The organism is Acidocella sp. MX-AZ03, assembly GCF_027626035.1.
Classification (GTDB): Bacteria; Pseudomonadota; Alphaproteobacteria; order Acetobacterales; family Acetobacteraceae; genus Acidocella; species Acidocella facilis.
This window is the reverse complement of record NZ_CP110774.1, coordinates 517536-532014: the sequence shown is the minus strand read 5'-3', so window position 1 is coordinate 532014 and position 14479 is coordinate 517536. Positions and strand designations below refer to the sequence as shown.

Below are 14479 nucleotides of genomic sequence, written 5' to 3'. Positions count from 1 at the left end.
TCAGGCCATGCCCCCGATGGTGGTGCGCGAGCCGGTAATGCAGCCCACCACTTCCTCCGGAGTCAGGTCGGATTTGCGTTCTTCCATCACGGTCTGGCCCAGGCGCAGCACCACCACGCTATCGGCCACTTCGAAGACGTTTTGCATATTATGCGTGATCAGGATCACGCCGAAGCCTTGCTCGGCCAGGTCGCGCACCAGGCGGAGAACTTCCGCCGTCTGCGCCACGCCAAGGGCAGCCGTCGGCTCGTCCATGATGACGATTTTCTTGCCCCAGAGCACGGCGCGCGCAATGGCGACCGCCTGGCGCTGGCCGCCGGAGAGTGCTGCCACCGGCGTATCCAAAGCCGGCAGATTGACCCGCAAGGTTTTCAGAACCTTCCTGGCCTCTTCTTCCATGTCCACATCGCGCAGCATGCCGAACGGCCCGCTCACCCGCTCACGGCCCAGGAACAAATTGGCGCAGATGCCGAGATTATCGCACAGCGCCAGATCCTGATACACGGTCTGGATGCCAAGCCCGGTCGCATCGGCGGGGCGGCGGATCTGCACCTCCTGGCCTTCGAGCATGATGCTGCCACTATCGGCCGGCGCCACGCCGGCGATCGCCTTGATGGTGGTGGATTTGCCCGCGCCGTTATCGCCCAGCAACGCAGTAACCTCGCCGCGCCGCACGGTGAAACTCACATCGCGCAACGCCGTGACGGCCCCGTATTTCTTGTGCAGGCCTTTCACGCTCAACAAATCATGCGAGCTGGCTGAATTCATGGAAGTCTCCGAAAAAATATGGAGATGAAACGCAACGCGTTTCATCTCCTTGAGTTATAGTCTGGTTATTTCTGGCAGAGTGGCGCCTTGGCGGCGTCGCCGACGCAGATCGAAGGCAGCGTCGCGTAGCCGGACTTGATCACCGTGTCCTTCATATTGTCGGCGGTGACGACGAGCGGGGTGAGCAGAACCGACGGCACGTTGATCTTGCCGTTATTGACCTTCCCGTTCACCAGCCCAGCCGGCGCCTTGCCATCGGCGGCGATGCCAACCGCGAACTGCGCCGCGGCCGCGGCTTCCTGCGGCACATATTTGAACACGGTCATCGACTGCAGACCTTCAAGGATGTAGGTCAGGCCGCCATTCGTCGCATCCTGACCGGTCACCGGAATCTTGCCGGCGAGGCCCACCGCCTGCAGCGCGCGGATGGCGCCCGAAGCCGTGCCGTCATTCGCGGCAAGCACGCCATCGACGTTGTTGCCAAGCCGGGTCAGCGCCTGCTGGGTCTCCTGGAAGGCATTCTCCGGGCTCCAGCTCGGCGTCATCACCGAGTAGGCGATCTTCAACTTGCCAGCCTTAACCAGCGGGTTCAGAACATTCAGCGCACCGCGCTTGAATTCCAGACCGTTCGAATCGGTCGGCGCGCCGTTGATCATGATGATCGAGCCGCCCGGCTTCACATGGTCGGCGATATACTGGCCCTGCAGCTCGCCAACCCGCAGATTGTCGAACGAGACATAGCCGGCCGGCTTGGAATCCTGGATCAGACGATCATAGGAGATCACCGGCACATGGTTGCGCGCCGCGTAGGCCACGATGGCCGCACCCGCCTTGCCGTCCACCGGGTCCACCACCAGCACGTTGGCGCCGTTGGTGATCGCGGACTGCGCCTGGTTGAGCTGCGAATCCGGGTTGGAGTTGGCGTTGGTGACGATCAGCGTGGTGTTGGGGTCAGCCTGCTTCACCAGCTTGGTGAATTCCGGGCGATCCATCTGCTCATAACGCGGCGAGGAATTTTCCGGCAGCAGGAAGCCGATGGTGATTTTCTTGGTGCTCATCTGGCTCACCTGCGGCGGCGTAATGGTCTGCGCCATGGCCGGCAGCGCGCCGGCGAGCATCATGGTCAGCGCCGTGGCACCGTAAAGCTTGGTGGATTTCATTCGATTTTCTCCCTTTGTGAACTGTTTCTCGATTTCGGCTGGAGCGTATGGCATCCTTGCGCGGCCACATCGACATTCCACCCGAATTATTTTTACCCTCGTATAAACATACGTAAAGACGCCCTTTGCCCCTGTCAAGCTGAATGATCGCAGCGTGCGCGCGCAATTTTCCGCAGCGCAGCATCTGTCGGAACAGCACCGTCCCCTTGACCCGCCTGCACCGCGTTTTTATCAAATCCACATGAAAGAAGCGGATGTTTACGCGCCCCGCGGCGCCGCGCACAGCGCATGAGGCTGCTCAACGTCGCTGATGCGCGGGCCGAGGCGCAGCGCCGCCTGCCGAAAATCTTCTTCGATTATATCGATGGCGGCGCGGCATCCGAGGCGACGATGCGCGCCAACGAGGCGGATTTCGCCCGCTATGAGCTGGAGCAGCGCGCCCTGAGCGGCATCACCGCGCCCAGGCTGGGCACGACATTCCTCGGCCAGAAGCAGGCTTTGCCCTTCATGCTTGGGCCGGTCGGGTTCCTCGGGCTCTATGCACGCGATGGCGAGATCCAGGCTGCCCGCGCCGCCGCCAAGGCGGGAATCGGCTTTTGCCTGTCCAGCTTCTCCCTCGCCTCCATCACCCGGCTGGCCAGGCAGGTGCAGGCGCAGCCGATGTTCCAGCTCTATATGCTGAAGGACCGCAGCCTGGCGCTGGACATGATGGGGGCGGCGCGGGGAGCGGGGGTGGAGACTTTGTTTCTCACCGTGGATTGCGCCATCACCGGCATCCGCGAGCGCGATGCCCGCAACGGCTTCCGCGCCCTCACCCGCCTCACCCCATCCTTGGCGCTGAAACTGCTGGAGCGGCCGGGCTGGTGCTGGGACATGCTGCGCCAGGGCCGCCCGCAAGTGGAGGCGCTGGCCGGGCGCAAGGCGTTCGGACGCAACGTGCTGGCCCAGGCCGCCGCCCTCTCCGCGCGGATCGACCCGACTTTGTCCTGGAAGGATCTGGACTGGGTGCGCACCCAATGGCCGGGGCGGATCGTGCTGAAGGGCATCATGCACCCCGAGGACGCGCATTGGGCCCGCGAGACCGGGATGGACGGCATCACTGTCTCCAACCATGGCGGCCGGCAGCTCGATGGCGCCAGTTCCACCATCTCCCGCCTGGCCGAGATCGTCGCCGCCGCCGGCGGGATCGAGGTGACAATCGATGGTGGCTTCCGGCGCGGCGCGGATATTTTGAAGGCGATCGCGCAGGGGGCCTCCGGGGTGATGCTGGGCCGCGCTACCGCCTTCGCGCTGGCCGCCGATGGCGAGCGCGGGGTTTCCACCATCATCGCCGCACTGGCGCGCGAGATCGAGGTGGCGATGGCGCTGATGGGCTGCCCGGATATCGACACGCTGCGCGCCGAGGGACCGCGCTTCCTGAAGGTGAAATAATGCAGCTTTTCCCCGCGACACAACGCATGGCCACGCAATGGAAGAATGGCGGCGGCATCACCTGGCCGGTGGCCGAGGCGCCGGGCAAGGACAGGGAGTTTGGCTGGCGCCTCAGCCTCGCCGATGTCGCGCAGGCAGGGCCGTTCTCGGTGTTTCCCGGCATCTCCCGGCTGATGGGGATATTGGAAGGGCGGCTCCTGCTGGAGGTGCAGGGCTATCCCGTGGCCCTACTGCGCCCGGATGGCCCGGCCCACGCCTTTCCTGGCGAAGTGCCGGCCTTCGGCACGCCGCAAGGCAAGATGGTACGGGATGTGAACCTGATGTTCGACCCGGACTGCTTCACCGCGACCTTGGCGTTTCAGCCTACCCCCCTCACCCTGCCCGCATCCCCCGCCCTGCATCTGGTTCTGGCCCTGGCCCGCTGAGGCTGAACGGCACCAGCCTGGCGCCGCTGGACGCCGCCCTGCTGCCCCCGGGCGCTACGCTCGCGGCCGAGGGCGGCGCGTTTTGGCTGGCAAGGCTGATAAAACACGGCTGAGCCGTGCGGATCAGGGCCGGCCCAACCGCGCCGCAGGCCGCCTCAGCGGCCAGAAACAAGCCGCACCCCAGAGCAGCAAGCCAAAGCCGGCGACAAGGCAGGCCAGTCCGATATGCGGGGGCTTATAATAGAAACGGATGACGTGCTGCCCAGCCGCCAGCCCCACCGTCTGGAAGACAGCCAATTGCCCGATTGCGGCGGGCTTGCCATCGACAAGCACATGCCAGCCGCTTGCATACATTTCCCGCCTGATCAGCGTGTCCGGCCGCGCGCAATCGGCGCGCATGGCCCTCCTGGTCTCGATTTCGATCTTGCATTGCCCAGCCAGTGTTCCGGCATATCGCGCGGGCGCGGCGAATTCCAGAACATCCGCGGTTATTCCCTGATAGGCCAGCCCCTTGAGGGGCGGCTGCCAGGGCGCGGCGAGGCGGAGGGCGGGCACATCCTGTCCGCCTCGTCGCCCCGTCCATACCACAAACGCGTTGTCACCGGCGCGGCGCAGAATATCATAGGTCAGCGCCCGGCCATGCGTGATAAGCGGCGGGTCAAACACGAATAATGTCGGCGTATTATCCTTGGCATTGGCGAGCGACACGTCGCTTTGCCGGCAATTGTCAGCCCCGGCGCAAATCCGCAGCGTCAGCACGCCGCGCGCCGTATCGCTGTAGGTTCCCAACTTCAACGAGGCTTCGCCAATCTCCCCAAAGCCCAGATCGTCATCAATCTCGCCACTCATGTCCTGGCCTTGGCGCAAGGGGTTGGCCGTCGTCGCCGCTGCCTCCGGCACCATCGCGAAGCTATGGGGCGCGAACGCCAGCGCATCGCCGACGACGAGATATTTCACGCCAAGGGACGGGAAAGCCGCCAGATGCGGCAGAATATCACGCGGCGGGCCGGACATGTCGAAACTGTTCAGGTCCGCCCGCGGGTCGAGAACCTCATGCGCGAAAGACGTCCAAAGCGCCGGGGCGGGCAAGGCGTTGTAATTGACGCTGGCGATGCCATAGCGGTCTGGAAAATTCAGCCCGAACGGCCCCGTGCTGGCCATTCTCTGCAGACCGGTAGTCTGCTTCAGGAAGCCGATCAGCCCCGTATCCAGATGGCCTTTGCTCAGCCCTGAGAGCTGCGGCAGGACAAAATTGCAAACCGGCAGACAGAGCGCGCCGGCGATGATGGCCGAGCGCCGCGCCGGCCGGTTCAGCCCGGCCAGAACCGCAAGCGTGAGAATGACAGCCAAAAGGAAAAACCCAGCGCTTGCACAGCCGCCGCGGGGCGGGCGTGATACCAATGCGTAAGCAACGGCAAACCGGGCAGAATGGCGCCGGCACAAAGCAGCCCCACCACCACCCGACCAGCCCCAGGCGCCAGCGGGAAAGACGCTTCTGGCGCAGCGTATCATCCAGGGCAAAAGCGGCCAGCAGGATCAGCGCGAGATCGACGGCAGGGCCGCTATAACGTGTGGCATCCATGACCGAAACGCCGGGTACATGGTTGAACAGCCAGCGCACCGGGAGGACACCGAGATACCGGGCCTCCCACACCACCACCCATCCCGCGAGGATCAGCCGAAACCCATAGAACCTTGCCGCACGGCCGCGAACCAGCCCGGCCAGCGCCAACGCCAGAACCGGCAGCGTCACCCATTCCGGCAGACGCGTCAGGTTATATGAGCCCAGTTGCGACGGCGTCAGCGCCGTGGGCACCGGAACCCCATAAACCCGAGCGCCTGCGGAAAGAGCTGCAACGGCAACATCTGCAACGGCATATGCACCAGCGCGAACACGCCGTCATGCAGCCCGACATAGGCCTTCGCCGTGTACATCGCGGCGGGGATCAGCAACGGCGCGCTCAGGCAAATCGCGACGAGAAGCCCGGCACAGAGCTTGAGCGTGAAGCGCAGCCGCTGCGGCCAGGCCAAGCCGAACCAGCGCCAGATGGCCCAGAGCCCGGCGAGCATGCCATCAAAATAGGCGACCTCAGGATTGCCAGCATAAAATGAATAGGCACAGGCGATGACGATCAGCGACCACCCGCCCCGCCGCTCGCCGGCACTCGCCACCGCCGCCCGCTCGATTCCCAGCAGCAGCAGCGGGAGGAAGGGCAGCGGCGCGATTGGCGCGCTGGGGCAGAGAAAAAACTCCGGCGTAAATTCAAACAGAGCCGCGCCCAGAAACGCCGCCCGTCGCGCCAGCCCAATCTCGGCCAGAAACCCGTACAGAAACACGCCACACATGGCTTGCAAAACGATACGCAGCCACAACCATCCGGCCTTGAAATGCAGCAGGAAAACAAAGGGCAGGAAAAAGGCTTCGGTTTGCATTTCCGCCGCGAGCGGCATGCCGACACCAGCATAAGGATTCCACCAGGGAATGATGCCGTGCAGCCAGTCCGATGCCGCGAGAAACCCAAGCGGCTGGGTGATATAAGCCGCGGACGGGTCGATCCACCCGGGCGGCCCAGCATACACACCGCCCCGCAACCCCACGCCGATCAACGATAATTGCAATGTGGGATCGGCGTTGAACCATATCGACGCCGCATTGCCGAACAAGGGCAACAGAACCAGCAGCAGAATCAGGGTGCGGTGGCGAAAGGCTTGCGTCGGCAGCGTCTTCATCCCAGCGTAATTATGGCATATCTCCATACCAAAAACCCGCCCGGAATCAAAAAAGCCCCTTCGGCGAAGGGGCTTTTTTCGTCAGGTCAGCTCTCAGAACGCCAGATTGGTCGCCTGCATCACCAGCGGCAGCGCACGCACCGCCTGCAGCACCGCTTCCGGCGTCTCGCCATCGGTGGAGACCAGGCAGATCGCGTCCTCGCCCTCGGCCGCGCGGCCGAGATGGAAGGTGGCGATGTTCACCCCGCCTCCGCCAGCGTGGTGCCGAAGCGGCCGATGAAGCCCGGCTTGTCCTTGTTGGTCACATACAGCATGTGCGGGGCGAAATCCGCCTCCACCTTGATGCCCTTGATCTCGACCAAACGCGGCTTGCCATTGCCGATCAGCGTGCCGGCGACCGAGCGCGTGCCCTTCTCGGTGGTCACGGTGATGCGCAGCAGCGTCTGGTAATCGCCGGTGCGGTCATGCGAGGCCTCGGAAACCTCGATGCCATGATCGCGCGCCAGCACCGGGGCATTGACCATGTTCACCCCGTCCATCACCGGCGTCAGCAGCCCGGCCAGGGCCGTGGCGTTCAGCGGGCGGTGGTTGAGCAGCGAAGCCGCGCCCTCATACTCGATCAGGATGCGCTGGATGGTGCCGTCCTGCGCCTGCGTCATCTGCCCGGCAAAGCCGCCCAGCAGGCGGGCCAGCTCCATATAGGGGCGCAGCCGCGGCGCCTCCTCGGCGGTGACACTCGGCATGTTCAGCGCGTTGGTGACGGAGCCGGTCAGCAGGAAGTCCGAGATCTGCTCGGCCACCTGCAGCGCCACATTCTCCTGCGCCTCGGAGGTGGAGGCGCCCAGATGCGGGGTGCACACCACGTTCTCCAGCTCGAAGAGCGGGTTTTCCTTGGCCGGCTCAATTTCGAACACATCCAGCCCGGCGGCGGCGACATGGCCGGATTTCAGCGCCTCATACAGCGCCTTCTCATCCACCAGGCCCCACGCGCGCAATTGATGATGCGCACGCCCTTCTTCATCTTCGCGATCGCCTCGGCGGAGATCAGATTGCGCGTCGCCTCGATCAGCGGCGTGTGCAGGGTGATGAAATCGGCCTTGGCGAAGATCGTCTCCAGATCCGCCTTCTCCACGCCCAGCTCCACCGCGCGCGCTTCCGTCAGGAACGGATCATAGGCCAGCACCTTCATCTTCAAGCCAACCGCGCGGTCCGCCACGATCGAGCCGATATTGCCGCAGCCGATCAGCCCCAGGATCTTGCCGGTGACTTCCACGCCCATGAAGCGGTTCTTCTCCCACTTCCCGGCCTTGGTCGAAATCGTCGCCTCGGGGAGCTGCCGGGCGGTCGCGAAGATCATCGCAATCGCATGCTCGGCCGTGGTGATGGCGTTGCCGTTCGGGGTGTTCATCACCACCACGCCGCGCGAGGTGGCGGATTTCACGTCCACATTATCGACGCCGATGCCGGCCCGGCCCACGACCTTCAGATTGGTCGCCACATCCAGCACTTCCTTCGTCACCTTGGTGGCGGAGCGGATGGCCAGCCCGTCATACTGGCCGATAATCTCACGCAGCTCCGCCGGGGTGAGGCCGGTCTTCACGTCAACCTCGACGCCGCGGTTTTTGAAAATCTCGATGGCGGCGGGGGACAGTTTGTCCGAGATCAGAACCTTGACCATGTGATGGGATTCCTAAGAGGATTTTTCGCCGCTTTTTGAAAAAAGCGGCACCAAAAACTTTTGCTCGCTGGGGCCTGGGGCGTGGCGCTGCCAACGCCTCAGGACAAAATTAAGCTTGGGCGACCGTGTCGATGGCGTAGTCGATCCAGGGCAGCAAGGACTGGATGTCGGACGTCTCAACCGTGGCACCACCCCAGATGCGCAGGCCCGGCGGCGCGTCGCGATACGCACCAGCATCCAGCGCCACGTTTTCCTTCTCCAGCAGGCTCGCCACCGCCTTCGCGGCCTTGGCCTGGCCTTCCGCATCCAGCGCCTTGAACCAGGGCGCGTCGATGACCAGGCAGATCGAGGTGCAGGAGCGCACCGCCGAATCTTCCGCCAGGAAGCGCACCCGCTCATTGCCCTCAACCCAATCGGCAATCGCCTTCAAATTCGCTTCGGAGCGCGCAATCAGCCCCTGCAGACCGCCAACGCCCTGCGCCCAGCGCAGACCATCCAGCGCGTCTTCCACGCACAGCATCGACGGGGTGTTGATCGTCTCGCCGACAAACACGCCCTCGGTCAGCTTGCCCTTGGAGGTCAGGCGGAAAATCTTCGGCAGCGGCCAGGACGGTGTGTAGCTGGTCAGCCGCTCCACCGCGCGCGGCGAGAGGGCGAGCATGCCGTGGCCTGCCTCACCGCCCAGCACCTTCTGCCAGGACCAGGTGACGACATCGAGCTTGGCCCAGGGCAGATCCATCGCGAAAGCGGCGGACGTGCTGTCCGCGATCACCAGACCCTCGCGGTCATCCGGGATGAAATCGCCATTCGGGAAGCGCACGCCCGAGGTGGTGCCGTTCCAGGCCAGAACCACGTCATGGCTGAAATCGATCTGCGCCACATCCGGCAGCTGGCCGTAATCGGCCTTGATCACGCGGGCATCGGCCAGCTTCAGCTGCTTCAGCACGTCGGTCGCCCAGGCCTCGGAGAAGCTTTCATGCGCCAGCACATCCACCGGACGCGCCCCCAGCAGGGACCACAGTGCCATCTCCACCGCCCCGGTATCGGAGGCCGGCACGATGCCCAGCCGCCAGCCTTCCGGCATGCCCAGGATGGATTTGGAAAGGGTGATCACCTCCGCGAGCCGGGCTTTCGGCTCCTTCGCGCGGTGCGAACGGCCGAGCAGCGCGCCTTCCAGGGCCGCCAGCGAAAAGCCGGGGCGCTTGGCGCAGGGGCCGGAGGAGAAATTCGGGTTGTTCGGACGCAGCGCGGGCTTGGCGGCCGGAGAAAAATCTGCCATTAAAACTCTCCCTTACAGAAGAAAAGCGCCCCGGTGGGGGGGCGTGACCCGAGGAGGCCTGTACTGCGTTTCTTTCGCCGCCGCAAGAGCCGCCTGCCGCATCCCCCGCCGGCATTGATGCAACTTTATTGACGAAAGCCGACCCTAGACCATGATCGAGCTGGATCAGATCGACCGTTCCATCCTGCGGCTGCTGGCCTCGGATGCCTCCCTCTCGCTCAACGAGATCGCCGACAAGGTGGGGCTCACCGCGACGCCTTGCTGGAAGCGAATCAAGCGCATGGAGGAAAACGGCATCATCAAATCCCGCGTCGCGATCCTCGACGCCGACAAGCTCGGCCTGCCGGTCTCGGTCTTCGTCTCGGTGGAAACCAGCGACCACTCTGCCGCCTGGCTGGATAAATTTCATCAGGCTGTCAAAAATATTCCGGAGATCGTCGGGGCGTGGCGGATGAGCGGCGATGTGGATTATCTGCTGCACGTCGTGGTGCCGGACATCGCCGCGTATGATTCCTTCTACCGCAAGCTGATCGAGATGGTGCCGCTGCGAAATGTTTCGAGCCGCTTTGCGATGGAGCGGATGAAGGAAGGGGCGTTGCCGATTTAGGGCTTATTTGGCTTTTGTACGCAAATGATTTTTAAAATCATCTTTGCACGCTGCTAGAATACGGTCAGCTATCGACAACAACACCAAAACTGCGATTACGTTGCCGAAAATCAAAACCACCTCCGAATTGATAAAACCAATAATTTTAGGAAACCAAGTTGCATTTCCAAACACACCGAGGAAATCAAGACCTGCGCCAAAGCTTCCGAAAACCAAACCAATCATTGAAACGCACATAATTCGTCTACGAATTCTACTGTTGATCTTTTTTTGTTTTTGTTCGCAACAAATCAATTCATCAAAATATTTCAAATTCAATTCGTAAATTGCTGCTCCGGTGGCAAAAAAAACTCCTGCCAAAATCAAACATGCCGCCGAAAAAAACATCCCAACGCGTAAACCTGAATCGTGCACACAGCTAAGGACCTGCAAAAGAGAGGAAAAGCAGAGGCCAGCAGCCCCAAATAAACTGCCCTGTTCAGCTCGATCTCTTGCTTTGTCTGCGGCAGCGAATCATCAGAACACATAAAAACCCACCTAATTGAATGACTCTTGAACTGCCGTTTCGTTTACGAAAAACAAAAAAACAACTTATAGTTGGATGCCTAATGCGCCTTCCCCAATTCTTGCCCACGCCCGTCTCCACCACCAGCGGCACGGACAGCGTCGCCGCCCCCTGCATCACCTCTTTCACCAGCGCCGCCGCCTTCTCCGCCTCATCATCCGGCGTCTCGAACAGCAATTCGTCATGCACCTGCAGCAGCAGCTTGGTTGAAAGCCCCGCATCCGCCAGCGCCTTCGGCAACCTTACCATGGCGCGCTTGATGATGTCCGAGGCCCCGCCTTGCAGCGGCGCGTTGATCGCCTGGCGTTCCGCATAGGCCCGCAGCGCCGGGATTTTGTCCTTGATCCTCGGCACCCAGCAGCGCCGGCCGAACGGCGTCAGCACATAGCCGTCCGTGCGCGCCTGCTCCTTCGTCGCATCCATATAGGCGCGGATTTCCGGGTAGCGTTTGAAATAGGCATCGATATAGCTCTTGGCCTCGCCTGCGGAAATGCCAAGCTGCCGCGCCAGCCCAAACGCCGAAATCCCGTAAATGATGCCGAAATTAATCGCCTTGGCGCGCCGCCTGGTCGCCCCATCCATCTCCACCATCGGCACGCCGAACACTTCGGAAGCGGTGCGGGCGTGAATATCCTCGCCCGTCTCAAAGCTTTGCTTCAGCGCCGGAATATCCGCCACATGCGCCAGAAGCCGCAGCTCGATCTGCGAATAATCCGCCGAGATCAGGCTGTGCCCCGGTGCGGCGATAAACGCCTTGCGGATGCGCGCCCCTTCCTCGGTGCGGATCGGGATATTCTGCAAATTCGGATCGGTGGAGGAGAGCCGCCGGTGGTGGTCGCCGCCATCTGGAAATTCGTATGCACACGACCGGTTTTTTCGTCGATCTGCCCGACCAGCGCATCCGCGTAGGTGGATTTCAGCTTGGAGAGCTGGCGCCACTCCATCACACGCTGCGCGATCTCATGGCCCTGCTCGGCCAGCCCTTCGAGCACGGACGAATCCGTGCCCCAGGCGCCGTTCTTGCCTTTCTTGCCGCCGGTAAGCCCCATCTCCTCAAACAGCACCTCACCCAGCTGCTTCGGGCTGCCGACATTGAATTCATGCCCGGCGAGCTGATGGATCTGCGCCTCGAACACGCCCATCCGCTCACCAAACTCGATGGACATGGCGGAGAGATCCGCTTTGTCCACCAGCACGCCCTCGGCTTCCATCTGTGCCAGCACCGGCACCAGCTTCTTCTCCAGCAGCTCGTACAGAGCCAGCGATTTATGTACCCGCAGCGCCGGCTTCAGCTGGCTCCAGAGCCGCAGCGTCACATCCGCCGCCTCCGCCCCCAGAGCGGTCGCCTTCTCCACCGGCGCCTCGGCGAAATTCAGCCGCCCGCGCCCGGTGCCGGTGACATCATCGGCGGTTTTCACGCTATGGGAGAGATGCACCCGCGCCAGCGTCGCCAGATCATGCGCGAAATTCCCCGCATCCTGGGCGTAGGAAATCAGCATCGCGTCATCGAACGGGGCAGGCGCGGTCAACCCGGCCCGCGCCAGCGCCTCCAGCGCGAATTTCGCATCATGGAAAATCTTCAGCACGGCCGGGTCGGCAAACAAGGCGTTCAGCGCGCCCGCCGCCTCGTCCCATGCCGGCTGCGGCTCGGCATCCAGCGTCACATGATGGCGCAGCGGCAGATACACGCCCTGCCCCGCCGCCACCGCCAGCCCCAGCCCGACCAGCCTGCCATGCAGCCCGGAGGGATCATCCGTCTGCACCGAAAGCCCGATCACCCCGCCTTTATGCGCGGCTTCGATGATCTCTCGCAGCGCTTCGATCTTGTAAACCGGCTGATACGGCCCGAAGGGGGCAGCACTCTGCTCAACCTCCACCATTTCCTCCGCATGCCCCTCTTCAAGGCCGAGCCTTGTGCGGATGGAGCGGAAATTATTCTCAACCAGGAAGGCGCGCAGCACCGCGGCGTCCCAGGCTTTCACCCCCAGCTCGTCCACCGGCAGCGGCAGCGGCGCATCGTCGCGCAAAATCACCAGCTCGCGCGAAATCCTTGCCGCCTGCGCATGCTCAATCAGCGCATCCCGCCGCTTCGAGGGCTTCATCGAGGGGGCGGCCTCCAGCACGGCTTCGAGCGTGCCATACTCGCCAATCAGCGCCGCCGCCCCCTTCGGGCCAATCCCCGGCACACCGGGCACGTTATCCACCGAGTCGCCGATCAGCGCCTGCACCTCGATCACCTTGTCCGGCGTCACCCCGAATTTCTTCTCAACCTCTTCGAGGCCGATCGGCGTGTTCTTCATCGGGTCCAGCATTTCCACGCCGGGGCGCAGCAGCTGCATCAGATCCTTGTCCGAGGAGACGATCACCGCCTCCCCGCCCGCCTCAAGTGCTGCCTTGGCATAGGCGGCGATCAGATCATCCGCCTCCCAATCCTCCAGCTCGATCGAGGGCACGCCAAACGCCTTGGTCGCCTCGCGGATCAGCGCGAATTGTGGCACCAACTCCGGCGGCGGCTCGGGCCGGTGGGCCTTGTACTGGTCGTAGAGCCGGTTGCGGAAGGTATGCCGCCCGGCATCGAAAATCACCGCCAGATGCGTCCCGGCATGGTTTTTCAGCAGCCGCTCCAGCATGTTGCAGAAGCCGAACACCGCGTTCACATGCACGCCATCGGCGCGCTGCATGTCAGGGATGGCGTGAAAGGCCCGGAAGATGAAACCCGAGCCGTCGACGAGGACGAGTTTCAATGGCTCTCGCCCGCGCCGTCACCATCGAGGATGAAGATGCGCGAGCAATAAGGGCAGGCGACTTGCTCGCCCGGGATCTGCAGGTAGACTTTGGGGTGGCCCAGCGGGCCAACGCCGCCATCGCAGGAGACGGACCGGGTTTTCACATGAAGAATTTCAGAATGATTGATCGAATCCGTCTGTACGCTCATGGCTCCGCTCTCCGGTGCAAAGATATAACCGCCCCCCTCTTAGCTTCATTCCGCGCCATACCCAAGCTGGGGCTTTGGCGGCGGCCAGATAAGACGAAGGGGCTTTTTGTAAAAAGCCCCTTCAACCCCAAAAACTTTTTTTAGCCGCGCTTGGGCAGCGGCCGGGGGCGACCCGTCGAGTCGATCGCCACGAACCGGAACACCGCCTTGGTCACGCGCTCGTCATTCTCCTCGGCGCGCTCCCGCCGCCAGGCCTCGACCGAGATATTCATCGAGGTCCGGCCGGTGGACAGCAGCTCACAATAAACGCTCACCTCATCGCCGATCTTCACCGGGCGGATGAAGCTCATCGCCTCCACCGCCACGGTCACGCAGCGGCCATGGGCGGTGCGCTGGGCCAGATTACCGGCCGCGAGATCCATCTGGCTCATCAGCCAGCCGCCGAAAATATCGCCATTGGCGTTGGCATCCGCCGGCATGGCGATGGTGCGGATCATCGGCATGATCGCCGGCGGCTGCTCGCGGTCGGACATTAGAGGCTTTTCTCGATCCAGGCCTTGAGCACGGATTTCGGCGCCGCCCCCACCTGCTGGGCCGCCACCTGGCCGTCCTTGAAGATCAGCAAAGTCGGGATGCCGCGCACGCCATACTGGGTCGGTGTCATCGGATTCTCATCGATGTTCACCTTCACCACTTCCAGCTTGCCGCCATATTCCTCGGCCAGCGCCTCCAGCGAGGGGGCGATGGACCGGCACGGGCCGCACCATTCGGCCCAGAAATCCACCAGAACCGGGGTGCTGGATTTCAGCACATCGGTCGAAAACGTTGCGTCGGTTACAGCCTTGGTCATGATACACCTGTCAAAAACAGAATTTTTCGTAACATGGCGGTGATTGCCATG

General features: G+C 62.9%; 14 protein-coding genes and 2 pseudogenes. 3 read left to right on the top strand and 13 right to left on the bottom strand.

The window, feature by feature from the left end:
* Complete coding sequence (locus GT370_RS03005) at positions 1-768, bottom strand: ATP-binding cassette domain-containing protein (protein WP_026439584.1); 768 nt, start codon at positions 766-768, stop codon at positions 1-3.
* 65 nt (positions 769-833) lie between these two features.
* The gene (locus GT370_RS03000; RefSeq protein ID WP_008493284.1) at positions 834-1928 is read right to left on the bottom strand and encodes a sugar ABC transporter substrate-binding protein; all 1095 of its coding nucleotides are present in this window, start codon (positions 1926-1928) and stop codon (positions 834-836) included.
* Positions 1929-2216: 288 nt separating this feature from the next.
* Between GT370_RS03000 and GT370_RS02995 the strand changes: the two genes are divergently transcribed.
* Together GT370_RS02995 and GT370_RS02990 are read left to right on the top strand one after the other, a co-directional pair.
* Positions 2217-3359 (top strand): alpha-hydroxy acid oxidase, encoded by a 1143-nt coding sequence (locus tag GT370_RS02995; protein WP_270183872.1) that lies wholly within the window; start codon positions 2217-2219, stop codon positions 3357-3359.
* Positions 3359-3784, top strand: coding sequence for a HutD/Ves family protein (locus tag GT370_RS02990; protein WP_270183871.1), 426 nt, complete (start codon positions 3359-3361; stop codon positions 3782-3784). The genes GT370_RS02995 and GT370_RS02990 overlap by 1 nt, the downstream gene beginning before the upstream one ends.
* A gap of 123 nt (positions 3785-3907) precedes the next feature.
* On the opposite strand, the gene GT370_RS02985 is transcribed toward GT370_RS02990, so the two are convergent.
* From GT370_RS02985 to GT370_RS02970, 6 genes and pseudogenes are all read right to left on the bottom strand, one after another.
* Entirely contained in the window at positions 3908-5134 is a 1227-nt protein-coding gene (locus GT370_RS02985; RefSeq protein WP_270183870.1) for a hypothetical protein, read from the bottom strand.
* Positions 5135-5584: 450 nt separating this feature from the next.
* Positions 5585-6514, bottom strand: coding sequence for a hypothetical protein (locus tag GT370_RS02980; RefSeq protein ID WP_270183869.1), 930 nt, complete (start codon positions 6512-6514; stop codon positions 5585-5587).
* Between the two features lie 93 nt (positions 6515-6607).
* Entirely contained in the window at positions 6608-6757 is a 150-nt protein-coding gene (locus tag GT370_RS21175) for a hypothetical protein (protein ID WP_442865481.1), read from the bottom strand.
* The gene (locus GT370_RS21170) at positions 6754-7173 is read right to left on the bottom strand and encodes a hypothetical protein (protein ID WP_442865528.1); all 420 of its coding nucleotides are present in this window, start codon (positions 7171-7173) and stop codon (positions 6754-6756) included. Before GT370_RS21170 ends, GT370_RS21175 begins: the two co-directional genes overlap by 4 nt.
* 240 nt (positions 7174-7413) lie before the next feature.
* A pseudogene (locus GT370_RS21165) lies at positions 7414-8192 on the bottom strand (hydroxyacid dehydrogenase); the annotation flags it as partial.
* Positions 8193-8301: 109 nt separating this feature from the next.
* Positions 8302-9471: a phosphoserine transaminase gene (locus tag GT370_RS02970; RefSeq protein ID WP_008493292.1), complete on the bottom strand. Its 1170-nt coding sequence runs from the start codon at positions 9469-9471 to the stop codon at positions 8302-8304.
* A 151-nt stretch (positions 9472-9622) separates the two neighbouring features.
* Here GT370_RS02970 and GT370_RS02965 point away from each other — a divergent pair, with 151 nt between their 5' ends.
* On the top strand, positions 9623-10078 hold the full coding sequence (locus tag GT370_RS02965; protein ID WP_008493293.1) for an Lrp/AsnC family transcriptional regulator: 456 nt from the start codon (positions 9623-9625) through the stop codon (positions 10076-10078).
* Positions 10079-10081: 3 nt separating this feature from the next.
* On the opposite strand, the gene GT370_RS02960 is transcribed toward GT370_RS02965, so the two are convergent.
* The 5 genes and pseudogenes from GT370_RS02960 to trxA all read right to left on the bottom strand — a co-directional run bounded on the left by GT370_RS02960 (position 10082) and on the right by trxA (position 14428).
* Positions 10082-10465: a hypothetical protein gene (locus GT370_RS02960; protein ID WP_270183868.1), complete on the bottom strand. Its 384-nt coding sequence runs from the start codon at positions 10463-10465 to the stop codon at positions 10082-10084.
* A 232-nt stretch (positions 10466-10697) separates the two neighbouring features.
* Positions 10698-13324, bottom strand: a pseudogene (polA, locus tag GT370_RS02955) (DNA polymerase I); the annotation flags it as partial.
* 59 nt (positions 13325-13383) lie between these two features.
* On the bottom strand, positions 13384-13578 hold the full coding sequence (locus GT370_RS02950) for a zinc-finger domain-containing protein (RefSeq protein ID WP_008493295.1): 195 nt from the start codon (positions 13576-13578) through the stop codon (positions 13384-13386).
* Positions 13579-13718: 140 nt separating this feature from the next.
* Positions 13719-14111 (bottom strand): acyl-CoA thioesterase, encoded by a 393-nt coding sequence (locus GT370_RS02945; RefSeq protein WP_008493296.1) that lies wholly within the window; start codon positions 14109-14111, stop codon positions 13719-13721.
* Entirely contained in the window at positions 14111-14428 is a 318-nt protein-coding gene (gene trxA, locus GT370_RS02940; protein WP_008493297.1) for a thioredoxin, read from the bottom strand. The genes GT370_RS02945 and trxA overlap by 1 nt, the downstream gene beginning before the upstream one ends.
* Positions 14429-14479: the final 51 nt, after the last annotated feature.